At 64.5% G+C, this 22585-nt stretch carries 25 protein-coding genes and 1 tRNA gene; 13 read left to right on the top strand and 13 right to left on the bottom strand.

The genetic code is table 11. The features are described from left to right. The first annotated feature begins 187 nt into the window (after positions 1 to 187). Both ABIA45_RS09550 and ABIA45_RS09545 read left to right on the top strand, forming a co-directional pair. The gene (locus ABIA45_RS09550) at positions 188 to 493 is read left to right on the top strand and encodes an ETC complex I subunit (RefSeq protein ID WP_024337795.1); all 306 of its coding nucleotides are present in this window, start codon (positions 188 to 190) and stop codon (positions 491 to 493) included. Between the two features lie 252 nt (positions 494 to 745). Next, positions 746 to 1240: an Lrp/AsnC family transcriptional regulator gene (locus ABIA45_RS09545; RefSeq protein WP_404651826.1), complete on the top strand. Its 495-nt coding sequence runs from the start codon at positions 746 to 748 to the stop codon at positions 1238 to 1240. A gap of 42 nt (positions 1241 to 1282) precedes the next feature. On the opposite strand, the gene ABIA45_RS09540 is transcribed toward ABIA45_RS09545, so the two are convergent. Further along, positions 1283 to 2311: an AraC family transcriptional regulator gene (locus ABIA45_RS09540; protein ID WP_404651825.1), complete on the bottom strand. Its 1029-nt coding sequence runs from the start codon at positions 2309 to 2311 to the stop codon at positions 1283 to 1285. Positions 2312 to 2422: 111 nt separating this feature from the next. Between ABIA45_RS09540 and ABIA45_RS09535 the strand changes: the two genes are divergently transcribed. The 4 genes from ABIA45_RS09535 to ABIA45_RS09520 are packed head-to-tail and all read left to right on the top strand — an operon-like array spanning position 2423 to position 8145. Beyond that, positions 2423 to 3595 carry an isovaleryl-CoA dehydrogenase gene (locus ABIA45_RS09535; protein ID WP_271540413.1) on the top strand — a complete coding sequence of 391 codons (1173 nt, stop codon included), beginning with the start codon at positions 2423 to 2425 and terminating at the stop codon, positions 3593 to 3595. Positions 3596 to 3619: 24 nt separating this feature from the next. Next, positions 3620 to 5224 (top strand): carboxyl transferase domain-containing protein, encoded by a 1605-nt coding sequence (locus ABIA45_RS09530; RefSeq protein WP_404651823.1) that lies wholly within the window; start codon positions 3620 to 3622, stop codon positions 5222 to 5224. Between the two features lie 4 nt (positions 5225 to 5228). After that, positions 5229 to 7232, top strand: a complete 2004-nt coding sequence (locus ABIA45_RS09525) for an acetyl/propionyl/methylcrotonyl-CoA carboxylase subunit alpha (protein WP_404541220.1) — start codon at positions 5229 to 5231, stop codon at positions 7230 to 7232. Between the two features lies 1 nt (position 7233). Continuing rightward, positions 7234 to 8145: a hydroxymethylglutaryl-CoA lyase gene (locus tag ABIA45_RS09520; protein ID WP_404651821.1), complete on the top strand. Its 912-nt coding sequence runs from the start codon at positions 7234 to 7236 to the stop codon at positions 8143 to 8145. 207 nt (positions 8146 to 8352) lie between these two features. On the opposite strand, the gene ABIA45_RS09515 is transcribed toward ABIA45_RS09520, so the two are convergent. The 4 genes from ABIA45_RS09515 to ABIA45_RS09500 form a co-directional block, all read right to left on the bottom strand. After that, entirely contained in the window at positions 8353 to 9279 is a 927-nt protein-coding gene (locus ABIA45_RS09515) for a dihydrodipicolinate synthase family protein (protein ID WP_404651820.1), read from the bottom strand. A 76-nt stretch (positions 9280 to 9355) separates the two neighbouring features. Beyond that, positions 9356 to 10339: a TRAP transporter substrate-binding protein gene (locus tag ABIA45_RS09510; protein WP_157284254.1), complete on the bottom strand. Its 984-nt coding sequence runs from the start codon at positions 10337 to 10339 to the stop codon at positions 9356 to 9358. A 23-nt stretch (positions 10340 to 10362) separates the two neighbouring features. Continuing rightward, positions 10363 to 11628 carry a TRAP transporter large permease gene (locus ABIA45_RS09505; RefSeq protein WP_275509783.1) on the bottom strand — a complete coding sequence of 422 codons (1266 nt, stop codon included), beginning with the start codon at positions 11626 to 11628 and terminating at the stop codon, positions 10363 to 10365. Beyond that, positions 11628 to 12236, bottom strand: a complete 609-nt coding sequence (locus ABIA45_RS09500; protein ID WP_275510218.1) for a TRAP transporter small permease — start codon at positions 12234 to 12236, stop codon at positions 11628 to 11630. The genes ABIA45_RS09505 and ABIA45_RS09500 overlap by 1 nt, the downstream gene beginning before the upstream one ends. Before the next feature lie 230 nt (positions 12237 to 12466). Between ABIA45_RS09500 and ABIA45_RS09495 the strand changes: the two genes are divergently transcribed. After that, the gene (locus ABIA45_RS09495) at positions 12467 to 13141 is read left to right on the top strand and encodes a GntR family transcriptional regulator (RefSeq protein ID WP_157284257.1); all 675 of its coding nucleotides are present in this window, start codon (positions 12467 to 12469) and stop codon (positions 13139 to 13141) included. A gap of 90 nt (positions 13142 to 13231) precedes the next feature. Here the strand turns inward: ABIA45_RS09495 and ABIA45_RS09490 are convergent, their stop codons facing one another. Genes ABIA45_RS09490 through dctP form a run of 3 tightly spaced genes read right to left on the bottom strand, consistent with a single transcriptional unit; the run spans position 13232 to position 16160 of the window. Continuing rightward, on the bottom strand, positions 13232 to 14590 hold the full coding sequence (locus tag ABIA45_RS09490) for a TRAP transporter large permease (protein ID WP_128261780.1): 1359 nt from the start codon (positions 14588 to 14590) through the stop codon (positions 13232 to 13234). Further along, positions 14587 to 15141, bottom strand: coding sequence for a TRAP transporter small permease (locus ABIA45_RS09485; RefSeq protein ID WP_404651816.1), 555 nt, complete (start codon positions 15139 to 15141; stop codon positions 14587 to 14589). The genes ABIA45_RS09490 and ABIA45_RS09485 overlap by 4 nt, the downstream gene beginning before the upstream one ends. Beyond that, entirely contained in the window at positions 15138 to 16160 is a 1023-nt protein-coding gene (gene dctP / locus ABIA45_RS09480) for a TRAP transporter substrate-binding protein DctP (RefSeq protein ID WP_128261779.1), read from the bottom strand. The genes ABIA45_RS09485 and dctP overlap by 4 nt, the downstream gene beginning before the upstream one ends. A gap of 328 nt (positions 16161 to 16488) precedes the next feature. On the opposite strand from dctP, the gene ABIA45_RS09475 reads away from it, so the two are divergent. After that, complete coding sequence (locus tag ABIA45_RS09475) at positions 16489 to 16734, top strand: pentapeptide MXKDX repeat protein (protein WP_036027965.1); 246 nt, start codon at positions 16489 to 16491, stop codon at positions 16732 to 16734. A gap of 120 nt (positions 16735 to 16854) precedes the next feature. Here ABIA45_RS09475 and ABIA45_RS09470 read toward each other — a convergent pair whose 3' ends face one another. Next, entirely contained in the window at positions 16855 to 17202 is a 348-nt protein-coding gene (locus ABIA45_RS09470; RefSeq protein WP_157284263.1) for a DUF6481 family protein, read from the bottom strand. 264 nt (positions 17203 to 17466) lie between these two features. Here ABIA45_RS09470 and ABIA45_RS09465 point away from each other — a divergent pair, with 264 nt between their 5' ends. The 3 genes from ABIA45_RS09465 to ABIA45_RS09455 all read left to right on the top strand — a co-directional run bounded on the left by ABIA45_RS09465 (position 17467) and on the right by ABIA45_RS09455 (position 18956). Beyond that, on the top strand, positions 17467 to 17703 hold the full coding sequence (locus tag ABIA45_RS09465) for a hypothetical protein (RefSeq protein ID WP_275509791.1): 237 nt from the start codon (positions 17467 to 17469) through the stop codon (positions 17701 to 17703). Positions 17704 to 17779: 76 nt separating this feature from the next. Further along, the gene (locus ABIA45_RS09460; protein ID WP_057029336.1) at positions 17780 to 18016 is read left to right on the top strand and encodes a hypothetical protein; all 237 of its coding nucleotides are present in this window, start codon (positions 17780 to 17782) and stop codon (positions 18014 to 18016) included. A gap of 175 nt (positions 18017 to 18191) precedes the next feature. Continuing rightward, a complete protein-coding gene (locus ABIA45_RS09455; RefSeq protein WP_404651814.1) occupies positions 18192 to 18956 on the top strand; it encodes a hypothetical protein in 765 nt (254 codons plus the stop codon). A gap of 383 nt (positions 18957 to 19339) precedes the next feature. Here the strand turns inward: ABIA45_RS09455 and ABIA45_RS09450 are convergent, their stop codons facing one another. Further along, on the bottom strand, positions 19340 to 19501 hold the full coding sequence (locus ABIA45_RS09450) for a hypothetical protein (RefSeq protein WP_035999590.1): 162 nt from the start codon (positions 19499 to 19501) through the stop codon (positions 19340 to 19342). A 162-nt stretch (positions 19502 to 19663) separates the two neighbouring features. On the opposite strand from ABIA45_RS09450, the gene ABIA45_RS09445 reads away from it, so the two are divergent. Beyond that, positions 19664 to 19849: a hypothetical protein gene (locus ABIA45_RS09445; protein ID WP_157284271.1), complete on the top strand. Its 186-nt coding sequence runs from the start codon at positions 19664 to 19666 to the stop codon at positions 19847 to 19849. A gap of 287 nt (positions 19850 to 20136) precedes the next feature. Here the strand turns inward: ABIA45_RS09445 and ABIA45_RS09440 are convergent, their stop codons facing one another. Then, positions 20137 to 20364, bottom strand: a complete 228-nt coding sequence (locus ABIA45_RS09440) for a DUF2171 domain-containing protein (protein WP_025036201.1) — start codon at positions 20362 to 20364, stop codon at positions 20137 to 20139. 114 nt (positions 20365 to 20478) lie between these two features. Between ABIA45_RS09440 and ABIA45_RS09435 the strand changes: the two genes are divergently transcribed. Next, positions 20479 to 21762: a hypothetical protein gene (locus tag ABIA45_RS09435; protein ID WP_271540389.1), complete on the top strand. Its 1284-nt coding sequence runs from the start codon at positions 20479 to 20481 to the stop codon at positions 21760 to 21762. 21 nt (positions 21763 to 21783) lie between these two features. Here the strand turns inward: ABIA45_RS09435 and ABIA45_RS09430 are convergent, their stop codons facing one another. Both ABIA45_RS09430 and ABIA45_RS09425 read right to left on the bottom strand, forming a co-directional pair. Then, positions 21784 to 21999 carry a hypothetical protein gene (locus ABIA45_RS09430; RefSeq protein WP_271540387.1) on the bottom strand — a complete coding sequence of 72 codons (216 nt, stop codon included), beginning with the start codon at positions 21997 to 21999 and terminating at the stop codon, positions 21784 to 21786. Positions 22000 to 22138: 139 nt separating this feature from the next. Continuing rightward, positions 22139 to 22215: transfer RNA gene (locus ABIA45_RS09425), tRNA-Arg, on the bottom strand. Positions 22216 to 22585: the final 370 nt, after the last annotated feature.

The raw sequence follows: 22585 nt of genomic DNA, 5'->3' as shown, positions 1-22585 counted from the left end.
CCAGGATGAGACGCGGGTACGCAATTGTCACGGTGCAGCATAATGACTATACCGTTGGCGAGGGTTGCCGGGGCCGGAATCAGGATCAGTTCCCAACCGGCTTCTCTATACTATCCCCGAGATTTCCACCAACTGCCACCGTGACGCATCGAAATCGAACGGAAAGATCAAGAGGCCCGGACCAGTCATGACCGCACGCATTTTCAAGCCCGCCAAAAACGCGATGCAATCCGGCCGGTCCAAGACCAGGGAATGGCAGCTCGATTACGAGCCGGAGCAGCCGCGCTCGGTCGAGCCGCTGATGGGCTGGACGTCGTCGGCCGACATGAAGCAGCAAATTACGCTGCGCTTCCACAGCAAGGAAGAGGCGATCGCCTATTGCGAGCGCAAGGGCATCGCCTATCAGGTGATCGAGCCCAAGGAGTCGATCCGCCGGCCGGTTGCCTATGCCGACAATTTCTCGTTCCGCCGCGGCGAGCCCTGGACGCATTGAGGGGCCATTCTCACCCGAAGCATCGAAAGTGCCGTCATGCCCGGGCTTGTCCCGCCTGCGCGGCCGAAGCCGCTTCGGCGAGGCGAAGGCCCGGGCATCCACGTTTTTGGCGGTAGACGAAGAACGTGGATGGCCGGGACGAGCCCGGCCATGACGAAGGGAGCGGCTGGTCGCCCGCGCCTGAGAACCCTTGGCACCAATTCCGCCCCGTGCTTCGCTGCCCCGCATGACACGACCAGGACGAGGTGGGGGATGGCGGGGCGTGACCAGCTCGACGGCGTCGATCTGAAAATCCTATCCGAGCTGCAGCAGGACGGGCGGGTTCGCAACAACGAGCTGGCGCTGCGGGTCGGCGTGTCCGCGCCGAACTGCCTGCGGCGGCTGAAATCGCTGTTCAGCCGCGGCGTGATCCGGGCGGTGCGCGCCGTGATCGACGAGCGGCTGCTCGGCTATGAGGTGGTGTCGTTCGTGTCGATCCAGCTCGGCAGTCAGGCCCAGCCGGTGCTGGAGGCGTTCGAGAGCTCGATCGCCGCGATCCCGCGCATCCAGCAGTGCTGGCGGATTTCCGGTGACACCGACTATCTGCTCAAATGCGTGGCCCCGAGTGTCGAGAGCATGCGTCAACAGCTCCTGCATTTCGCCGCGATGCCTCACGTCAAGAACGTCCGCAGCTTCCTCGTGCTCGGCGTTGCCAAGGACGTGCCGCTGCCGTTGCAGGAGATCGCGGTGCCGGAGCCGGCTGGGTAAGGCTCGAATATCCCACGATCAATCGAATTTCAGGGGCGTGCCTTAGCGATACCGTCCCCGAAACTCGCGCGGGGAGGTGCCGGTCCAGGTACGGAAAGCGCGCGAAAAGCTCTTCTCGTTGCGGAATCCGGCGATCTCCGCGATGCGCTTGATCGGCGTTCGGCCGCGCATCAGCTCCTGTTTTGCCAGTTCGAATTTTGCTTCTTCCTTGAGATAGCGCAGCGAGGTCGACTCCTCGCGCAGACGGCGGTGCATCGTGCGGGTGGAGAGCGCGAGCTCGCGGGCGACGTCCTCGGCGCCGAGGACCCGTCCGCGCGCATCGCGCAGCACGCGGCGGACGCGCTCGACCAGCAGGCGGTCGCGCCGGTAGGGCAGCACGGTGAGCCGGAGCGCGCCCTTGAGCATGTTGTCGAGATCGGCTGCGCTGCGCGTCAGCGGCAGCGAAAGATAGTGCTTGTCGAAGACGATGGCCGCGCGGTCCGCGTCAAAGCGGAGGCTCCGGCAAAAGATGGTCGGATAGACCGAGACGTGGCCGGGCTCGGAGTAAGGAAACTCAGCCGCGCGGAGCGCGATCTGGGAGTCGACAGCCCAGCATGAGAAGCCGAGCACGTAGCGGAACAGTGTGACGAGGCAGAACTCGCGGAACGGCCCGAGGTCGCGGAGCTGACGGATCGACACGACGGCGGTCTCTTCGCCGACCTCGAGATCGAGCAGCACATCCTCTGTGACCAGGCGGTGATGCCGGCACCAGCGCTTGAGCGCGACCTCCAGCGTCGGTGCGGTGATCGAGGCCCGGCACAACATGCCATAGGTGCCCCACGGCAGCCGGCGCGAGAACCAGCCAAGCGCCTCGTCATCGAGCTCGCGCATGGCATGGCCCGCCAGCGCCTCGAACTGGGCCGCGGTCACACGCCCATCAGGAGAATTCAGGAGCTCCGGCGCAACCTGGCCGCGGATCAAGGCTTCGGCGGGATCGCGGCCGTAATGCTCGTACGCGGCCACCACGCCGCGAACGAAGGCGGCGGGCGTGACGGCGCGGCGCGGAATTGCGGTGGCGGCTTGAAAAGGCATCGGAATTCCTTTCGGAAATCCTCGTCAAGTTTGGCGGAAAATGCAACCTTTTCGACTGCAAGAGGGCCGGGACCGGGCTAGGTTCGGAGCCCAAAATAGGGAGGACTCGCCTTGAACATCCCGAGCATCGATTTCGATCTGGGCGAAGACATCAGCCTGCTGCGCGACACCGTTCGTTCGTTCGTGGAGGCGGAGATCACCCCGCGTGCCGCCGAGATCGAAAAGGCCAATCTTTTCCCCGCAGACCTCTGGAAGCGCTTCGGCGACCTCGGCCTGCTCGGCATGACCGCGCCGGAGCAATATGGCGGCTCCAATATGGGCTATCTCGCCCATATCGTCGCCATGGAGGAGATCTCGCGCGGTTCGGCGGCCGTGGCGCTGTCCTACGGCGCCCATTCCAATCTTTGCGTCAACCAGATCCGCCGCAACGGCAATGACGCGCAGCGGCAGCGTTATCTGCCGAAGCTGATCTCCGGCGAATATGTTGGTGCCCTCGCGATGTCCGAGCCGGGCGCCGGCTCCGACGTGGTCTCGATGAAGCTGCGCGCCGACAAGCGCGGCGACCGCTACGTGCTCAACGGCTCCAAGATGTGGATCACCAATGGCGGCGATGCCGACGTGCTGGTGGTCTACGCCAAGACCGATCCGGAGGCCGGGCCGCGCGGCATGACCGCGTTCCTGATCGAGAAGGGTTTTAAAGGCTTCACGCATGGCCAGCATCTCGACAAGCTGGGCATGCGCGGCTCCAACACCTATCCCTTGTTCTTCGACGATTGCGAGGTGCCGGAGGAGAATGTGATGGGCAAGGTGGGCGAGGGCGTCAAGGTGCTGATGTCCGGCCTCGATTATGAGCGCGCGGTGCTCTCGGGCGGGCCGCTCGGCATCATGGCGGCCTGCATGGACGCGGTGGTGCCCTATATGCACGAGCGCAAGCAGTTCGGCCAGCCGATCGGCGACTTCCAGCTGATGCAGGGTAAGCTCGCCGACATGTATTCGACCTGGCAAGCCACGCGCGCCTATGTCTATGCGGTGGGCCGCGCCTGCGACCGCGCCGATCACGCGCGCACCTTGCGCAAGGACGCGGCTGCTGCGATCCTCTATTCCGCGGAGAAGGCAACGTGGATGGCGGGCGAAGCGATCCAGGCGCTGGGCGGGGTTGGCTATACCTCCGAATTCCCGGTCGGGCGCTTGTGGCGCGATGCCAAGCTCTACGAGATCGGCGCCGGCACCTCCGAAGTTCGGCGCATGCTGATCGGCCGCGAACTGATGGCCGAGACGGCTTAAGTCCTTCACCTCATTGGAATCACCATGCCGCTCCATTCCAGCATCGATCCGTCGTCATCAGATTTTGCGCGCAATTCCGAGGCCATGCGCGGTCTCGTCGCGGACTTGCGCGAAAAGCTCAGCCTGGTCGCCGGCGGTGGGGGCGAGGCTTCGCGCAACCGCCACACCGCGCGCGGCAAGATGCTGGCACGCGAGCGCGTCGACCTCCTGGTCGATCCCGGCACCTCGTTCCTGGAGCTGTCGCCGCTCGCGGCCTATGGCCTGTATGGCGGCGACGTGCATTCGGCGAGCGTCGTCACGGGGGTGGGGCGCATCTCGGGCCGCGAATGCGTGATCGTCGCCAACGATGCCACCATCAAGGGCGGCACCTATTACCCGATGACGGTGAAGAAGCATCTGCGCGCGCAGGACATTGCGCGGCAGAACAATCTGCCTTGCGTCTACATGGTGGATTCCGGCGGCGCCTTCCTGCCGCTGCAGGACGAGATTTTTCCGGACGAGCGGCACTTCGGCCGCATCTTCTACAATCAGGCGCAGATGTCGTCGCAGGGCATTCCGCAGATCGCGATCGTGATGGGCTCCTGCACCGCTGGCGGCGCCTATGTGCCGGCAATGTCGGACGAGAGCATCATCGTGCGCAACCAAGGTACCATCTTCCTCGGCGGCCCGCCGCTGGTGAAGGCCGCGACCGGCGAGGTCGTCAGTGCGGAGGAGCTCGGCGGCGCCGACGTGCATTCGCGGCAGTCCGGCGTGACCGATCACTATGCCCAGAACGATGCGCATGCGATCGGCATCGCCCGGCGTATCGTCGGCACGCTCAAGCCGTCGGGGCGGCCGAACCTGAACATGCATGTGCCACGCGATCCGCTGTTTCCGGCGGAGGAAATCTACGGCGTGGTGCCGGTCGACGGCCGCAAGCCGTTCGACGTGCGCGACATCATCGCGCGCATCGTCGACGGCTCGGAGTTCGACGAGTTCAAGAAACTCTATGGCACGACGCTGGTGTGCGGCTTCGCCCATATCTGGGGCTATCCGGTCGGCATCATCGCCAATAACGGCATCCTGTTCAGCGAGAGCTCGCTGAAGGGCGCGCATTTCATCGAGCTGTGCTGCCAGCGCGGCATTCCGCTTATTTTCTTACAGAACATCACCGGCTTCATGGTCGGCAAGAAATACGAGGCGGGCGGCATCGCGCGCGACGGCGCCAAGCTGGTGACGGCGGTCGCGACGGCGTCGGTGCCGAAATTCACCGTGGTGATCGGCGGCTCCTACGGCGCCGGCAATTACGGCATGTGCGGGCGCGCCTACGCGCCGCGCTTCCTGTGGATGTGGCCGAACGCGCGCATCTCGGTGATGGGCGGCGAGCAGGCCTCGATGGTGCTGAGCCAGGTTCGCCGCGACAATATCGAGGCCAAGGGCGAGAGCTGGTCCAGGGAAGAGGAAGACAAGTTCCGCGAGCCCATTCGCGCGCAATATGAGAGCCAGGGCCACCCGTACTACGCGACCGCGCGGCTGTGGGACGACGGCGTGATCGATCCGGCCGACACGCGTCTCGTGCTCGGCCTTGGCCTCTCGGCGGCATCGAATGCGCCGATCGAACCGACGAAGTTCGGCCTGTTCAGGATGTGATGCGATGGACCGCTCAAAGCTCTACCGGCGTTTTCGCACGCTCCTGATCGCCAACCGCGGCGAGATCGCCTGCCGCGTCATCCGCACCGCCCGAGCCATGGGCCTGCGCACGGTCGCGGTCTATTCCGAGGCCGATCGCGAGGCGATGCATGTCGCGCTCGCGGACGAAGCCGTGCTGCTCGGGCCCGCCCGTGCCCGCGACAGCTATCTCAACATCGAGCGTTTGATCGAGGCCGCACACAAGACCGGCGCGGAGGCCGTGCATCCCGGCTACGGCTTCCTGTCCGAGAATGCCGAGTTCGCGCAGGCGTGTTATGACGCCGGCCTCGTCTTCGTCGGGCCGACCGCCGGGATGATGACGGCAATGGGCTCGAAATCCGGCTCGAAAGAGCTGATGGAGAAAGCCGGCGTGCCCTTGGTGCCCGGCTATCACGGCGAGGCCCAGGACGACGCAACGCTTTCGAAAGCAGCGGACAAGATCGGCTTCCCCCTGCTGGTGAAGGCCTCCGCCGGCGGCGGCGGGCGCGGCATGCGCATCGTGCGCTCCGCCGACGAGCTTGCCCCAGCGATCGTCAGCGCCAAGCGCGAGGCCAAGGCCGCCTTCGGCGACGACCGCATGTTGATCGAAAAGTATGTCGATAATCCCAGGCATATCGAGGTGCAGATCATCGGCGACAGCCATGGCAATCTGCTCTCGCTGTTCGAGCGCGAATGCACCTTGCAGCGCCGGCACCAGAAGGTGATCGAGGAGGCGCCATCGCCGACGCTCAATGCCGCGCAGCGCGAAACCGTCTGCGCCGCTGCACGAAAGGCGGCGGGCGCGGTGAACTATGTCGGCGCCGGCACCATCGAGTTCGTCTCCGACGGCAAGGACGTGTTCTTCATCGAGATGAACACGCGCCTGCAGGTCGAGCATCCCGTGACCGAGCTGATCACGGGCATCGACCTCGTCGAGTGGCAGCTGCGCGTCGCCTTCGGCGAGGCGCTGCCACTCAAGCAAGACGAGATCAAGCTCAACGGTCACGCGGTCGAGGCGCGCGTCTACGCAGAGAACCCGACCAAGAACTTCATGCCGTCGGTCGGCAGGATCTCGACCTGGCGGCTGCCGGTCGAGACGGGCGGCCTGCGCATCGACGCCGGCTATCGCGAGGGCGATATGGTCTCGCCGTATTATGACGCCATGCTCGCCAAGGTGATCGCCTGGGCGCCGACGCGGGACGTCGCGATCGAGCGGCTGAACCGCGGGTTGGAACAGACCGACGTCCGCGGCATCGTCACCAACATCCCGTTCCTGTCGGCGCTGATGACGCATCCGAAGGTGCGGGCGAATGCGATCGACACCGGGTTCATCGAGCGTGAGCTGGCGGTGCTGACCGAAGCGGCGCCTGCACCCGGAGAGCTCGAGCTCTGCGCCGCAGTCGCCGCAATCGTCAACGAGGAGCGGCAGGCCGCGCAGGCGGAAGCGAATTCACCCTGGCAGACCTTCGGCTGGCAGCCGGTGGGTCGCCGCCAGCGCAGCTTTGCCTTCCGCGTCGGCCATGGTCCGGAGCAGAAGATCATTCTGAACTACGGCAGGGGACCGTCGACGCTGATGATCGGCGAGCGCGAGCTGGCGTTCACGATCGCAGCGAAGGATGGCGGCTTCGATCTGACGCTCGACGGCGTCAAATCGTCGGTGGCAGCGGTCATCGATGGCCATGAGCTGTACCTGCGCACGCGCAACGGCCGCTTCGACCTGCATTGGGTCGATCCGTTCGGAGGCGAGAGCGAGGAGCATGTCGGCGAGGATAAGATCGCAGCGCCCTTGCCCGGCACGGTGGTTGCCGTGCTGGCCGAGGAGGGGGCCAAGCTGGAGAAGGGCGCGCCGATTCTCACGCTCGAAGTGATGAAGATGGAGCAGACGCTACGCGCGCCCTATGCCGGCGTGCTGAAATCCATCAAGTGCAAGGTCGGCGACATCGTGCAGGAGGGCGTCGAGCTCGCTCTGGTCGAACCTTCAGGGGAATGAGATGAGCGATCCTGTCCGCATTATCGAAATGGGGCCGCGCGACGGCCTCCAGAACGAGAAGACCCCCGTCAGCGTCGAGGCCCGCATCGCCTTCATCGAGGCGCTGGTCGGGGCCGGTCTCGACACGGTCGAGGTCGGCGCCTTCGTCTCGCCCAAGGCCATCCCGCAGATGGCTAGCTCGGACGCCGTGCTGCGCGGCATCGCGCATGTGAAGGGCGCCGAATTTCACGTGCTGGTGCCGAACGAGAAAGGCTACGAGGCCGCGCGTGCCGCGGGCGCCAAAGTGGTCTCCGTGTTCGCGGCGGCCTCCGAGGGGTTTTCCCGGGCGAACATCAACTGCACGATTGCGGAGTCCATCGAGCGGTTCAGGCCGGTGCTGGCACGCGCCAGGGACGATGGTATCAATGTGCGCGGCTATATCTCCTGCGTGCTGGGCTGTCCGTTCGATGGCGAGATCAAGCCGAAGGCTGTCGCCGATCTCGCGAGCACGCTGTTCGAGCTCGGCTGCTACGAGATCTCGCTCGGCGACACCATCGGTGTCGGCACGCCAGCCAAGGCCAAAGAGATGCTGCGCGCGGTTGCCGCCAACATTCCCGCAGCCAGGCTCGCCATGCATTTCCACGACACATACGGCCAGGCGCTCGCCAACCTCTATGCAGGGCTGGAGGAAGGCGTCCGCGTCATCGACGCCGCCGCCGGCGGGCTCGGCGGCTGCCCCTATGCGCCGGGCGCGACGGGGAACGTCGCAACGGAAGACGTCGTCTACATGCTCGAAGGCATGGGGATCACGACAGGTGTCGATATGGAGAAGCTGCTGGCGGCGACGAACGCGATGAGCGTCGTGCTCGGCAAGCCGCCCGTGAGCCGCGTGGCGTCCGCGCTAAACGCGAAGAAGAAGCGGGCGGATTCCTAATTCTCCGTCATTGCGAGCGAAGCGAAGCAATCCAGAGTCTTTCCGTTGAGACGGTCTGGATTGCTTCGTCGCAAGAGCTCCTCGCAATGACGGCTGAGGCAGCTCTCGTAGGGTGGGCAAAGGCGCCTTGCGCCGTGCCCACCATCTTTCGCGATCATTGGCGAAGGTGGGCACGCTGTGCTTTGCCCACCCTACGAGACCGTAGCCTCAAGCCGCCTTCAGCCCGACATCCGGCAAACGCGGCCGGTTCTTGAGCGCCTTGGCCATCAGGGCCTCGACCTCCGCCTTTTCCTGCGGCAGCAGCGCCAGGCGCGGCGGGCGGGTCAGGGCGGTGCCGCGGCCCATGATGTGCTCGCACAGTTTGATGCACTGGACGAGATCCGGGCGGGCATCGAGGTGCAGGAGCGGCATGAACCATTCGTAGAGCGGCATCGCCTCGGCGAAGCGCCCGGCTTTGGCGAGGCGGAACAGCGTCTCGCCCTCGCGCGGGAAGGCGTTGGACATGCCGGAGACCCAGCCGACGGCACCCATGGCGACGCTCTCGACGATGACGTCGTCGAGACCTGCGAACAGCACGAAGCGATCGCCGACCATGTTGCGGGTGTCGATGAACCGGCGCGTGTCGCCGGAGGAATCCTTGAAGCAGACCACGGTCTCGACGTCGGCGAGCGAGGCGAGAATGTCTGGCGTAACGTCGTTCTTGTAGATCGGCGGGTTGTTGTAGAGCATCACAGGCAGGTCAGTCGCGGAGGCGACAGCGCGGAAATGCGCGGCGGTCTCGTGCGGCTTGGACGAATAGACCAGCGCCGGCATCACCATGACGCCGTCGATGCCGACGCGTGCTGCTTCCTTCGCGGTCTCCACCGCAAACGCGGTGGTGAATTCGGCGATGCCGCACAGCACGGGCACGCGGCCCTTGGCGACCGACTTCGCCGCTTCCATGATCGCGACCTTCTCCTTGCGCTCCAGCGAGGTGTTCTCGCCGACCGAGCCGCAGACGATCAGGCCGGAGACGCCGTCGCGGATCAATCCGTCCATCACCTTGGCGGTTGCGTCGATGTCGAGCGAGAGATCGTCGTGGAATTGGGTGGTGACGGCCGGGAAGACGCCTTCCCAGGAGATGCGTGGGCTCATTGTTTGGCTCCGATTGGACTTGTGCCGGCGGATCGTTCGATCCGCCGGGCATTGACGTGAAGAGGATGGATGAGGGTCAGAGCGTCGCGCCGACCTTGCGCAGCTCGGCGAGAACGGGGGCCTTGGGCAGCCAGATCTTGTCGAACTCGGCAATCACGGCCTCGGTATCCTTGGCGTCGACCTGGCGGATCGGGATCGGCGCGTTCTTGAAGTTCTGGATCAGCGTGGGCTCGTTGCCGGCGAGCTCGTCGATCTGCGCGTCCAGCGTCGTCTTGATCGTTTTCGTGATCAGCTCGCGATCGGCGGCGGGCAGCGATTGCCAGACGCGGCCGGAGACGACCGCGGCCATCGGCATGAAGACGGCGTTCATTTGCAGGATCACCTTCGACACCTTGTCGAAACGCTGGTTCCAGGAGAATTCGAGATCGGCCTCGAGGCCATCGACCTGGCCGTTGGCCATGGCGTCGAACACTTGCGGCGTCGGGATCGGCGTCGGCGCCGCGCCGAGCGAGGAATAGAAATCGCGATAGACCGGGGTCGGGTTGATGCGCAGCTTCATGCCCTTGATGTCGGCGAGCGAATTCAGGTCCTTGGAGGAGAACACCGCGCGCATTCCGGTGATGCCCCAGCCGAGCCCGATTGTGCCGGTCTCCTGCGGCAGCACTTCGAACAGCTTCACCGCCGCCGGATGCCGCACGAACTTCGCCACCGCCGGCGTCGAGCGCACGATGTAGGGCGCGTTGATCGCGGCGATGTGCGGCACGCGCGAGCCGAGTTCGGCGGCCTGGATGAAGCCCATGTCGAGCGCGCCGGACTGCAATTGCTGCATCATCGCGGTCTCGTTGCCGAGCTGGCCGGCGTGGAAGACGGTCAGGGTCAGGCGGCCGTTGGTGGCGGCCTTGAGCTCGTCGCCGAATTTGAGCGCGGCCTTGTTCCAGGAATGGCCGTTCGGCGTGATCAGGCCGAGGCGAAATTCCTTGGCCTGGGCGAGCGCCAGCGACGGGGCGAACACCGAGGCGGCGGCACTGGCGGCGAGAAAGCGGCGGCGGGAAAGCGGCATGGTCGGGCTCCTTTCGGATGGGTCTATTTGACGAGGATCAGCGAGAGCGAGGGATAGAGCGAGAGCAGCACCAGGAGGATGCAGGCGATGACGAAGAAGGGCAGCGTCACCATGAACATCCTGCCGGGCTTGGCGCCGGTAACGGCGGCCGCGACGAAGAAGCAAAGCCCGACCGGCGGCGACAACAGGCCGAGCACGAGGTTGATCACCACGACCACGCCGAATTGCCGGGGGTCGATGTGATAGATCTCGGTTGCGACCGGCAGCAGGATCGGCACCGTCATGATCAGGCCGGGAATGCCGTCGATCACCGTGCCGATCACGAGCAGGATGACGTTGCAGATCAGCATGAAGCTGACCGGGTCCTTGGCGACGGTCTGGATCCAGGCGGCGGTCTCCTGCGGCACCTTGCCGAAGATCAGCACCCAGGAGAACACCGCGGCGGCTGCGACCAGAAACAGCACGATCGCCGAATAGATCGCACTGCGCAGCATCATGTGTGGCAGCTGCGAGAACTTGAACTCCTTGGTCCAGAACTTTCCGACCAGGGCCGCGGCCACCGCGCCGACGGCCGCCGATTCCGTGGCGTTGGCGAGGCCGCCGAGGATGCTGCCTACGATGACGATCGGGATCAGCAGCGTCGGCGAGGTCCGCAGGATCGTCATCACGCGCTGGCGCGGCGTCTGATGGTCGGCGCGCGGATAGTTGTAGATGTAGCCCATCAGCGCGATGACGAGGCAGAACATCACGGTGAGGATGACGCCCGGGACGATGCCGGCGATCAGCATGTCGCTGACCGAGACCTGCGCCAGCACGCTGTAGACCACGAACATCACCGAGGGCGGGATGATCGGGCCGAGCATGCCGCCATAGGCGGTGAGGCCGGCCGCGAAGGTCTTGTCGTAGCCCTTCTTCTCCATCTCCGGGACCATGATCTGCGCCATGATCGCGACCTGCGCGGTCGCCGATCCCAGGATGGACGAGATGAACATGTTGGCGAGGATGTTGACGTAGGCGAGCCCGCCCTTGAGCGAGCCGACGAAGGCCATCGCCATGTCGACGATGCGCCGCGTGATGCCGCCGCCATTCATGATCTCGCCGATCAGGATGAAGAGCGGGATCGCGATCAGGCCGTAACTGTCGACGCCGCCGAACAGCTGCAGCGGATAGGATTGGAACAGCACCGGGTTGCCTGAAGCGGCGATATAGACGAGGCCGGCGAGGCAGAGACAGAGGCCGATCGGTACGCCGACCAGCATGAACGCCATGAAGGCTGCTGACGTGATCATCAATTGACCCCGTCGAGCTCGGAGAGCTGGAAGCCTTTTGGCGCGGTGCGCGGGACCAGCTCGAGATCTTCCAGCAGATTGGCGAGGCCGTGAACGGTCATCGACACCGCGAAGATCGGCAGCGTCAGATAGAGCACCCAGGTCGGCCAGTTCAGCGTTTGCGTGCGCTCGGTGTAGAGGAAATTGAACGTCTCGGCGGCGAGCTTGCGCCCGTCGAAGCCGGCGCGGGTGAGGCCGATCGGGTCCATCCAGAGCACGCAGGTGACGATCAGGGCGATGCCGAACACCACGACGAGGCCGGTCGAGATCACTTTTGCAAATTTCTGGTGCTGAGCGGACAATCGCTCCGTCAGCATGGTCACGGCGAAATCGAGCCGCAGCCGCGTCATCGCGGACGCCCCGATGAAGGTCAGCCAGACCACGCAGTAAACGGCGGATTCATCGATCCAGTAGATCGGGAAATGCGAGTAGCGGGTGACGACGTTCACCAGGATCAGGCCGGTGAGCAGGTACATCAGGCCCATCAGCGCGAGCCGCTCGCAGGCGAGCAGGGCACTCGACATCCGGACGATCATGCGTCGGAGGCTGAGTGCGCGCGTGGCCGGCATGGTCTGCTCGATCATGAAAGAGGCCCCAACCCCCTGAAGATTTGTCGTGCGATTGCCAAATGTATAATTTATACATTTTGGGAGTCAAACGGAGTTTGCGGTCATTTCGGCGGCAGGGCGCGCGTTTGCTGGGCATTAGGTTTGTGGCGCCCGGCTTTTGCCGGGCAGCTCGACATGCAAGACAGGGACCGTGTCGGCCGCGCGAGTCGGGAAGGACAACGGACGATCAGATGAAACAGCCTCTGAAGCATCGCACCCTGTCGGCCGCGATCGTCGACCAGCTCCGCCAGGCAATCCTCGACGGTACCTATCCGGCCGGATCGCAGCTGCGCCAGGACGCGTTGGGCGAAGCCTATGGCGTCAGCCGCATCCCGGTGCGCGAGGCGCTGTTCCAGCTCGAGGCGGAAGGCTTGGTGCGCATCGTGCCGCAGAAGGGCGCCATCGTCTCGGAGCTGTCGTTGGACGAGATCAACGACGTGTTCGACCTCCGCCGTATCCTGGAGCCGCGGCTGCTGGCGCAGTCGGCGCCGCGCTTCACCACGCAGGATTTCGACGGGCTCGACGACATCCACCGGAGCTTCGAGAAGGCGATCAAGGCGCGCAACGTCAGTGAGTGGGGCCAGCTCAATGCCGATTTCCACATGGCGCTCTACGTTCACGCCCCACAGCCGCGCACGCGCGCGATCGTGCTGTCGCTGCTGCAGACCAGCGACCGCTACACGCGGCTACAACTCTCCAACACCAAGGCGATGGGCATTGCCGAAAAGGAGCACGCCCATCTGATCGCGCTCTGTCGTGCGCAGAAAGTGGAGGAGGCCTGCCGATTCCTGGAGCGGCACATCGAGGCCGTGCGCAAGGACCTGCTGCAGGTGGTGGCGAACGCGCCGAAGTCGCGGCGGGGTTAGCCGAAGGCGTAACCCCGCTGTTCGTCTCCGCAGCGACAGAAGGGTGGATTACGCCTTCGGCTAATCCACCCTACAGACCGGCGATCGCTTCTACCTGCTCCCGTCCGGTCCCATCACGAGGTCCGGCAGCCAGGTCGAGATCCCCGGCACGAGGCACAGCAGCAGCACTGCAAGCATCATCAAGAGCACGAAGGGCAGCGTGCCCCAGATCACCTCCCGCAGGGGAATATCGGGCGCGACGTTGCGGATGACGAAGATGTTGAGGCCGACCGGTGGGTGGATCAGCCCCATCTCCATCACGATGGTCATGACGACGCCGAACCAGATGATGTCGAAATTGGCGGCGCGGAGCGGCGGCAGGATGATCGGTGCGGTCATCAGGATGATCGAGACCGGCGGCAGGAAGAAGCCGAGCACCACAACCATGACGAGGATCGCGAACAGCAGCTCCCAGCGCGGCAGATGCATCGCGACGATGGATTCGGCGACCGATTGCGAGATGTGCAGATAGCTCATCACGTAGGAATAGAGCAGGGACATGCCGATGATCATCATCAGCATGGTCGATTCCCGGATCGTCGACTTCATGATTGGCGCGAGGTCGCTCGGCCGCCACACGCTGTAGATCGCAGCGATCAGCGCCAGCGCCAGGAGGCCGCCGAGGCCGGCGGTCTCCGACGGCGTGGCGTAGCCGCCATAGAGCGCGACCATGACGCCGGTGAGCAGCAGCACGAATGGGATCACGCGTGGCAGCACGCTGAAGCGTTCGGCGAGCGTGTACTCGTCACGATGCAAGATCGGAGCCTCCGGTCCGCCGTTCTTGTAAGCCACCTCGGCGGCGGCATATTCCTGGCGGAAGCGAACGACGGCGTAGGCGCCGAATAGGAAGACCAACAGCAGGCCGGGACCGATGCCGGCGAGGAACAGGCGGCCGAGCGACTTCTCGGCGGCGACCGCGAACAGGATCATCGTGATCGAGGGCGGCAGCAGGATGCCGAGCGTGCCCCCCGCTGCGATGATGCCGGCGGCGAAGCCGCCGGAATAGCCGCGCTTGCGCATCTCGGGGATGCCGGCCGAGCCGATCGCCGAGCAAGTTGCCGGCGAAGACCCCGCCATCGCCGCGAACAGCGCGCAGGCGAACACGTTGGCAACGCCGAGGCCGCCGGGCACGCGGTGCAGCCAGGCATGCAGCGCCAGATAGAGATCCTGGCCGGCGCGGGACTTGCCGATCGCCGCGCCCTTCAGGATGAAGAGTGGGATCGACAACAGCGTGATCGAGGCCATTTCCTCGTAGACGTTCTGCGTCACCGTATCGAGCGAGGCCGAGGGCATGAAGATGGCCATGAACACCACCGCGACCGCGCCGAGCGCGAACGCAATGGGCATGCCCGAGAACATCACCAGCAGCGTCACGATGCCGTAGGCGAGGCCGATGCCGAAAACGCTCATGGCCGCTTGACTCCGGTGAAGGGCAGCGCAAGCTGCACGAGGATCTGGAGGCAGAGCAGGCTCATCCCGAGCGCCATCAGCGAGTAGGGGATGGCGAGCGGCGGCGACCACATCGAGTTGGAGACCTGGCCGTCGACATAGGCTTCGTGCGCCAGTGTCCACGACTTCCAGGTGAAGAAGGCGCAGAACAGGAACGTGGCGGCATCGACCAGCCAGAGCCGGACCTGGTTCGCGAATGGCGAGAGCAGGCCGACGAAGGCCTCGATGCCGATATGACCGCGATGCTGCTGCACGTAGGCCGCCGTCATGAAGGTCGCGCCGACCAGCAGGAACACGGCGGCTTCGTCCTGCCAATAGTTCGCGGCCTTGTACAGCGCGCGGCTGAGCACGCTGTAGCTCAGGATTGCACAGGCAGCGACAAGTGCGATCGCGGCGAACACGACGATGATGCTGTTGAGGACGGCGAGACCGCGATCGATCGCCGCCGCAGGGCCGGTCCCCGCGGCAACGCTCGTCCGGTCGTCACGATCCGGAAGCGGACCGTGGCTCATGCTGCGACGTCGATCGCTAGCTTGAGCAGGTTTGCGGCGGTCGCGGTCTTGGCGCTGTAGTCCTTCCACGCGGTGTCGCGGGCGATGTCGCGCCATTTTCCGACGGTGGCGGCATCGAGCGCCGAGACCTTTGCGCCAGCCTTCTCGTAGACCTTGGCGACATCGACATCGTCGTCCTGCGCGCCCTTGCGGCCAAAGGCTTCGAGCTCGGTACCGACCGCGAGCAGAATGTCCTGATGGTTCTTCGGCAGCTTGTCGAAGATCGCCTTCGACATCATCAGGGGCTCGAGCATGAACCAGTAGGACGTGCCCGCGCCTGATGTCAGCGACTTCGCGACCTCTTCCAGGCGGAACGAGATCAGGCTGGTCGAGGAGGTGATGCCGGCATCGCAGGCGCCGGTCTGCATCGCTGCGTAGATCTCGTTCGACGGCACCGACAACACGGAGGCGCCGGCGGTCTGCAGCACCATGTCCATCTCGCGCGAGCCGCCGCGCACCTTGAGGCCCTTGGCGTCTTCAGGAGCGACGATCGGCTTGGAGCGGCTGGCGACGCCGCCGGCCTGCCAGACCCAGGTGAGCAGGATGATGCCCTTGTCGGCGAGGAAGTCGGTCAGCGCCTTGCCGACCGGTTCCTTCTTCCAGCGCAGGCCCTGGTCGTAGGTGGTCACGAGGCCCGGCATCAGGCCGATATTGGTTTCCGGCACTTCGCCGCCGGCATAGGGCATAGGATAGAGGCTGATATCGAGCGCGCCCTTGCGCATGGCGGAGAACTGCGCGTTGGTCTTGATCAGCGAGGAGTTCGGATAGATCTCGGCGGCAATGTCGCCATTGCTGCGCTTACTCACTTCGGCGGCGAACATGCGGCACAGCCGGTCGCGGAAATCGCCCTTGTCGATGGTGCCGCCTGGGAACTGATGCGAGATCTTCAGCGTGGTCGCGGCCTGCGCGGTGCCGGTGCCGAAGCGGAGAATGGCAGGTGCCGCGACGGCGGTCGCGAGCAGATGGCGGCGCGTGAACATGATGTAATCCCCTTGGGCGTTTCTTTGGGCGTTTCTCGGAGTGTTTTAGGCAGAGGTGATTTGAACTGGGTTCTTCGCGACCGCGGGGCCAATCCAAGCCGGTCTCCATCCGATGGTCTTTCATCTGATAGTTCGAGACAGAGTGCCGCGGCAAGTGCCGGTTGTGCTGCGCTGCAGCACTTCCGATCCATGCGGGCTCGCCAACTAACGAGGGCGGCTGGCCGCAGAAATTTATCGATGGTCAGCGTAACAACGCCACACAGCTATCCGTCGAGACAGGATAGCGGCGTCCGTCGCTGACAAACACCATCACGAAGGAAGATGAACCATGACCATTCGCACCCGCATCGTGCTCGGCGTCTCGGCTGCCGCTCTCTCGCTAGGCCTCGCGTTTGCGCCGGCCGCCTTTGCTCAGGACAAGATGGGCAAGGATGATGGCATGATGAAAAAGGACACGATGTCCAAGGACGGCATGATGAAGAAGGACACCATGTCCAAGGACGACGGCATGAAGAAGGATCACATGTCGAAGGACGGCATGAAAAAGGACGACGGGATGATGAAGAAGAACTGATCCCGGGTCGTCATCGCGCAACGCCCCCTGGGCGGGCCGCGTCCTCTCGAATTCCGGCGGCATTTGAGGCCGCCGGAATGATGGCTCAGTTCAAGTTCAATTGAACGTGACCAGCGCGCTTTACTTGCGCTTCGCCTTGCGGGCGGCGTAGCGCGCGTCGCGCTTGGCCTTCTGCTCGGCCTCGATCGCAGCCTGCCTCTCGGCGGCTTCCTCGGCTTCCCGCGCGATCCGAGCAGCTTCGGCTGCCTTGGCCTCTTCCTCGAGGCGCTTCTGCTCGGCCTTTTCGGCCTCCCGCGCGGCCTTTGCCTCGGCGCGCTTGGCCGCGAGCGCCTCACGCTCGGCGCGCTTCGCCGCCACCGCGGGATCATCGGGCCCCGGCTGCGACTTGAACTTGTTCAAAAGATTTTTGCGGGCGTCTTGCGCCGCCTTTTGCCGGTCTGCAAAGCCGGGTTCCCTGAATCCACTCATCGACGAGCCTTGTCTTCCTCGCTTTCGATCCTACATCGGTGCCTGTTGGTAAGTCGGCTGGGCATAGCAGGCGCCACGCGACGCAGAAGCGTGTACATCGGCGCGCGTCGCGAAGCCACCCATAATCGCAGCCGATCAGGTCAACGAAAAATCGCCCCCCGACGATCTCTCGTAGCCCGAAAAAACTGCCGAATTGTGATCTCCCTCATAAGGGAGCACATGGGCGACGCCTAGCGTCCGCCCGCGACGAGACGGAGCACGGGCATGACGATCTCAAGACCGAGCCTGAAAGTGCTGGCGATTGCCTTCGCCTTGGCGGGCGCGGCCGGCGCCGCCTTGCTGCTGGCTCGTCCGCAGCCCATCGAAAGTGCCGTGCTGGGAGCGGATTGGGAATGCACCCAGACCGCATTCGTGCTCACGAGCTGCGCACCGCGCGTTCAGGAGGCAATTCCGGCGGTCGAAACCTTGCGCAAGGATGCAATCCAGCAGACCCGGGGCTGAATTGGGCCGGACGATCGGGATGTGACGCGACGCCGCAGAGGTGGTAAAGCCAGCGCGCCAGCGTGACCAGGCGGCCATGTCGAAGCCAGAGTCCAGATCCGAACCGGGCGAGGAGCCCCATCCTCGACCGAACCGTCAGCCCAAGCCTCCGTCCGGCGGCGACCGCCGCGGCGCGCTTGCAGGATTGATCATCGCGGTCGTGATCCTCGGCGTCGGCTGGTGGCTTGCCCGGGATCTGACGGCAGCCAGCAAGATGCAGGATTGCCTGATGTCCGGGCGAAGCAATTGCAATGTGATCGAGCCGGCTCGCTAGGCGCGCGCTACAGCATGGCCGATGGGACCGAAAAATTGCCCTGATCTTAATCATTTGTAACGGGACTTAGCCGATCAAGCAGGGCAGTGAATTCGGCCGGCATCAGCCCGGCGCGCGGCGATTCGTCGATCGCGCGCGGGATTCACGGCCATGAGAGAGCAGGGGGCGAGCACGCATGAGTGCGTCCAAACATATGAAGATCTTCATTATTCCCTTGGTTTCGGCCACGTCGCTGCTCGCGCTGTCGGCGCAGGCGCAAGAGGCCAGGTCCCGGCAAGAGGTCGTCCAACCGCCGGCCGGGCCGGCAGCAGGCGCGCCGCCACAGGCCAATCCGCCTATGCGCAAGGGCCCTCCGCCGCAGCAGGCGACCAGGCCTGCGCAGCCCGGCGGTCAGCCCCATGCCGGTCACAACGCCGGGGGCCCGCCGCCCGGACGTCACGTCGCGCGCGGTCCTGCTCCCACACGTGATTGGGGTGGGCACACCTATCGCGGCAATCTTGCCTGGGAGGGTGGACGCTGGCGCCACGAAGTCCGCCATGGCCGATCCGGCTGGTGGTGGGACGTTGGCGGTGTCTGGTATTATTATCCGCAGCGTATGGCCGGCCCGCCGGCCTACATCTCGGAGGACTATATCGACGACGTGCCGGTGGTCTACGCCCGGCCTCCGGTGGCCTATGCGCCGCCCCCTCCGCCGCCGCCACCGCCGGCCGATCCTGGCGCCAGCGCGCTAGGCGGTGCGATCGTCGGCGGCCTGCTGGGCGGCCTGATCTCAGGCAATGCAACGGGGGCCGCCGCAGGCGCGGTCTTCGGGGGCGCAACGGGTGCGATCGCCGGCGCGACCGCGGCGTCCCAGCCCGGCTATTACTGGGCGCAGGGCACCTGCTATTACCGCTATCCGAACGGCCAATATGTGCAGGCCGATCCCCGCGCCTGCTATTGAATTCGCTTGGCCGGTTTGGAGCATGGAGGCGGGCTTCGGGCCCGCCTCATCCTTTTGCACGCGGCGGTTGCATTGAAATAGCCCTGGTGCTCGTCGCCCCCTCACGTCAATTTCAAAGAAAAATGGCGGGATGATTCGCGGGGGATGTGGGACATGCTGGATGCCATCCAGATCAGCGTGGCGCTCTGGGCCATGATCGTTTGCGGCGGAATTAAACTCTCGCAGGCGTTGCCCTACCTGCTCTAAAGCGCGATGCGATTAGGATGAATCGTCATCGCGCTTTAGATTATGTTTGAGCATGATCTTTTCGGAAAACCGCTTCACACTTTTCCGGATCATGCTCTAAAGGCGGGATCGGCGGGCAGGCGAATTGCCTTGCTCCGTCAGGACACGAGCCAGTCGAAGAACGCAATCGAGGCCCAGACCAGGCCGGCGATCCAGGCCACCATGACGACGCCGATGGTGCCGAGATAGGCGATGCCGAGCAGGTCCGCGCGATGTCGCTGCCTCGGGACGATGACTTCGGTTGCTGCTTTGCGTGTCATGACCGGACATCACCCATGAAGCCTGGACACGTAGTTTAGCGGAGATGTCGCGGACAGGCTGTGACGTGGTTCACAGACCGGTGCAGGAAGGCTGGTGTTACCCCGCAATCATACGGACGAAATTGCCACGCACTCGTCCAGATGGCCGGCTAGAGTCTGCGCATGTACACCGAGTACGATCCGCAACACGAGGCCGAGGCCGCTATGAAGCGCGCCGCGGAGGCCGAGGGTGCCGACAGGCAACGGCTGATCCAGCTGGCCCTGGCATGGCACGAACTCGCCCGCGATCTGCACGATGAGCAAGCCGGCCCCTCACATCCAGCCGGGCGCAGGCCTTTGGCCCGATAGCGCTGAGATGAGAAAAACCCCGTGCTCGGGGGCAAGCACGGGGTCCTTCAAAGCCGACCGGGGCTGGCGGGTCGGCACCACTCTGTTCGGTTATCCAACGCGCGGACCGCGCATTCGTTCCCGATCAATCCGCAGCGCTGAAATCCGATCGCATTGCAGCGACCTTCCGCAGAAAGTCATCGTTAACGAATGCTCCGCGCAATCGAATTGCGGTCGCGATTCGTGCTTGCGAACGAAGCGGAGTCGGACCGTGAACAAACAAAAAGCCCCCGCAGGGGCTCAGTGTTTCACGCGGCTTCCGTCTTCGGGACGGCGTCGGCATTCACCGACAGCTTGACCACGTCGCCTTCGACGGCACCGACATATTTCGTGTCGATGTAGTGATGATGGTCCTTGTGACCTTCCGGGCTGTCCTTGCGCGTCAGCTTGATGCGGTTGCCCTCGAGACGATCGACGGTGCCGACATGGGCGCCGTCCTTGCCGATGATTTTCATGTGTTCTCTGATGTCAGCCATGCTGTCCTCCTTGCATGGCTTCAACTGCGAAGGCGCCGGTTCGTTGCAGCAGGCACGTTGGACCCGTTGGGATTTCCGGACGTTGACGCCTGATTGGATCTGTCAAGAAGCGCGATGGAGACCGTTCGGGCCTATCTGGAACGCAAGCACTGGGAACTCAAGCTGTTGAACGACGGCCTGAGAAACCCGCTCGATTTGGCGTCGCCGAGTTCCGTCGATGACGTCGTCAGATCCAAATTCCAGATCACGGCCGCGCTCAGGGCGGAGCATGAATTGCACGAGTGGAAGGCGACGGAAACAGCTTGGTCGCACACGGCCGATCCCGCAAGCGGGCCGTTCGAGTTCAGCTACGACTACCAGCGGGCCGATCTGACAGTACGCGGTCCTTCATTCTACGAGCTCGATGGTGGCTGCACGAGCACGGCGATCTACACCGCCTCGGGGATGGCGGCGATCTCCGCCGTGCTGCTTGCTTCCGCGCGGATCGTCGCGAAAGCCGATATCCTGGTGCTGCCGGGCTCCTACGGCGAGACGCTGGAGCTGATCCGAAGCTTCATGCCGCATTTGCGGATCGAACCCTTGCCGCTGCCGCTCGGCGATGCGCTTGCTCCGGAGAAGTCACCGCGTATCTTGCTGCTGGATTCCTGCTCCGTCGCCGGCGCCATCGAGGCGGTGTTGCGCCGTGACGGCTCGGGCCTCGATCTCCTGATTTTCGATACGACGTGCTTCGCCGGCAGGTCGGGCCGCATCAGGCGAGTGGTGGGGTGGGCCAGGCGACACGGAATTGCGCTGGTGCTGGTGCGAAGCCACAACAAGCTCGATTCGCTCGGAGCGGAATATGGCCGGCTCGGCTCGGCCGTCTTCGTGCACGGGCCTGAGCGTCCGTCGCGAGCAGGGGAAGTTGAATGGACACGTCTCGCGTCGGAAACCCGCAATGCAGTGCGGCTGCTCGGCGGCGCGGCCTTGCCGGCTCACTTCCCGCCGTTCGCGGGCAGCGCAGCGTATTGGGCGCTGACGAAGCGGCGCGTGGCGGTGATCTTGCGCAACGGTCGCAATACGGCGCGATACTTTGCCGCCGAGATCCCGGCGCTCTCGGCTCAGCTGCGCTTCACCCACGGTCTCTACGTGACCCTTCGCGGAAGGCGCGCGCTCGACGAGGCGACGGCGCGGCAGGCTGCCGAGGACATGAGCTGCGAATTGCGCCGCGAGGGCTTTCCCATCCGCCACGCCGGCAGCTTCGGCTTCGATTTCGCCGCGACCGAATGGTTTCACGACGCGACGACGGACCAGTACAGCGTCCGGGTGGCGGTCCCGGACCTGCCGACGGAGGTGTGGGATGATCTCACCGCGGCCATTGCGCGGTGGTGGCGCGGTCATCAGCGGGCAGGCGGTGGATAGGCCGCAGGGCGGGCACGTCGATCAGTCGAGCGCCAGGCAATATTCGCGGCGCGGCTTGTCGTGGCCGTTCTTCCAGTCCTCAACGGCAAATGCAGGCTGACGTTGTCCCATTGCGGCGCCAATGATCGAGGCCTGGACCACCTTGATGGGCCTCGTGACCACGTTTGTGTTCACCACGCCCGCATCGACGGCCAAATACGAGATCGCAACGGTCGCGACCGCAGATGCGATCGCCATTCTCGTCAATTCGGATTGCTGCATTCAGAAACCTATGGGTGCGTCTCACCCGGCGCTTAGATAGGGGCGATCGGCGCCGTTCAAAGGCCGGCAAATGGTTACCCACGCGTTCGTGAAGAGCGGCGGAGAGGCAACGAGCTGGCGATCCCGGCAGGACTCGAACCTGCAACCCGCGGAGTAGAAATCCGCTACTCTATCCAGTTGAGCTACGGGACCGTCTTGAGCCGGCCGGTTTGGACCGCTCGGATTGGGCGGCTGGCCGTTCATGTAGCATGCCAATATGAAAAAACTGGTGTTTCGCCAAGTCTGAACCGAACCGTTTTCCTCAGTGCGACGACAAAGCGGAACGGTGGGGTGTCAGGGTGCCGGATTGAGCGGCAGCGGACCGGACGATGGATCACATCGCCGGGAACGCTGAATAGCTTCCGGGGCACGGCCGCCGGTCGACTGGTCAGGTAGTGCTGCGCCATCAGGACGGCGTGCGTGGCGGTATCTCGGCCGGTCTCCTCTGGGCTTGCCTCTGTCATGGCGAATGCGACGCTTTGCACGTTCTGGTTCCATCGCCTTGAGTCCGTCACCTTTCCGC

The organism is Bradyrhizobium sp. USDA 336, assembly GCF_044908355.1.
GTDB classification, from domain to species: domain Bacteria; phylum Pseudomonadota; class Alphaproteobacteria; order Rhizobiales; family Xanthobacteraceae; genus Bradyrhizobium; species Bradyrhizobium yuanmingense.
The sequence above is the reverse complement of the archived record's forward strand: the minus strand, read 5'-3'. Positions and strand labels throughout refer to the sequence as shown.

Excerpts from the sequence above, each read along its gene's own strand:
- ABIA45_RS09475 (WP_036027965.1), top strand. The coding sequence starts at position 16,489 with ATGACCATTCGCACCCGCATCGTGCTCGGCGTCTCGGCTGCCGCTCTC.
- dctP (WP_128261779.1), bottom strand. The coding sequence starts at position 16,160 with ATGTTCACGCGCCGCCATCTGCTCGCGACCGCCGTCGCGGCACCTGCC.
- ABIA45_RS09530 (WP_404651823.1), top strand. The coding sequence starts at position 3,620 with ATGCCGCTCCATTCCAGCATCGATCCGTCGTCATCAGATTTTGCGCGC.
- ABIA45_RS09505 (WP_275509783.1), bottom strand. The coding sequence starts at position 11,628 with ATGATCACGTCAGCAGCCTTCATGGCGTTCATGCTGGTCGGCGTACCG.
- ABIA45_RS09525 (WP_404541220.1), top strand. The coding sequence starts at position 5,229 with ATGGACCGCTCAAAGCTCTACCGGCGTTTTCGCACGCTCCTGATCGCC.
- ABIA45_RS09465 (WP_275509791.1), top strand. The coding sequence starts at position 17,467 with ATGACGATCTCAAGACCGAGCCTGAAAGTGCTGGCGATTGCCTTCGCC.
- ABIA45_RS09510 (WP_157284254.1), bottom strand. The coding sequence starts at position 10,339 with ATGCCGCTTTCCCGCCGCCGCTTTCTCGCCGCCAGTGCCGCCGCCTCG.
- ABIA45_RS09460 (WP_057029336.1), top strand. The coding sequence starts at position 17,780 with ATGTCGAAGCCAGAGTCCAGATCCGAACCGGGCGAGGAGCCCCATCCT.
- ABIA45_RS09550 (WP_024337795.1), top strand. The coding sequence starts at position 188 with ATGACCGCACGCATTTTCAAGCCCGCCAAAAACGCGATGCAATCCGGC.
- ABIA45_RS09515 (WP_404651820.1), bottom strand. The coding sequence starts at position 9,279 with ATGAGCCCACGCATCTCCTGGGAAGGCGTCTTCCCGGCCGTCACCACC.
- ABIA45_RS09520 (WP_404651821.1), top strand. The coding sequence starts at position 7,234 with ATGAGCGATCCTGTCCGCATTATCGAAATGGGGCCGCGCGACGGCCTC.
- ABIA45_RS09545 (WP_404651826.1), top strand. The coding sequence starts at position 746 with ATGGCGGGGCGTGACCAGCTCGACGGCGTCGATCTGAAAATCCTATCC.
- ABIA45_RS09445 (WP_157284271.1), top strand. The coding sequence starts at position 19,664 with ATGTACACCGAGTACGATCCGCAACACGAGGCCGAGGCCGCTATGAAG.
- ABIA45_RS09430 (WP_271540387.1), bottom strand. The coding sequence starts at position 21,999 with ATGGCGATCGCATCTGCGGTCGCGACCGTTGCGATCTCGTATTTGGCC.
- ABIA45_RS09485 (WP_404651816.1), bottom strand. The coding sequence starts at position 15,141 with ATGAGCCACGGTCCGCTTCCGGATCGTGACGACCGGACGAGCGTTGCC.
- ABIA45_RS09440 (WP_025036201.1), bottom strand. The coding sequence starts at position 20,364 with ATGGCTGACATCAGAGAACACATGAAAATCATCGGCAAGGACGGCGCC.
- ABIA45_RS09450 (WP_035999590.1), bottom strand. The coding sequence starts at position 19,501 with ATGACACGCAAAGCAGCAACCGAAGTCATCGTCCCGAGGCAGCGACAT.
- ABIA45_RS09540 (WP_404651825.1), bottom strand. The coding sequence starts at position 2,311 with ATGCCTTTTCAAGCCGCCACCGCAATTCCGCGCCGCGCCGTCACGCCC.
- ABIA45_RS09490 (WP_128261780.1), bottom strand. The coding sequence starts at position 14,590 with ATGAGCGTTTTCGGCATCGGCCTCGCCTACGGCATCGTGACGCTGCTG.
- ABIA45_RS09435 (WP_271540389.1), top strand. The coding sequence starts at position 20,479 with ATGGAGACCGTTCGGGCCTATCTGGAACGCAAGCACTGGGAACTCAAG.
- ABIA45_RS09495 (WP_157284257.1), top strand. The coding sequence starts at position 12,467 with ATGAAACAGCCTCTGAAGCATCGCACCCTGTCGGCCGCGATCGTCGAC.
- ABIA45_RS09455 (WP_404651814.1), top strand. The coding sequence starts at position 18,192 with ATGAGTGCGTCCAAACATATGAAGATCTTCATTATTCCCTTGGTTTCG.
- ABIA45_RS09470 (WP_157284263.1), bottom strand. The coding sequence starts at position 17,202 with ATGAGTGGATTCAGGGAACCCGGCTTTGCAGACCGGCAAAAGGCGGCG.
- ABIA45_RS09500 (WP_275510218.1), bottom strand. The coding sequence starts at position 12,236 with ATGCCGGCCACGCGCGCACTCAGCCTCCGACGCATGATCGTCCGGATG.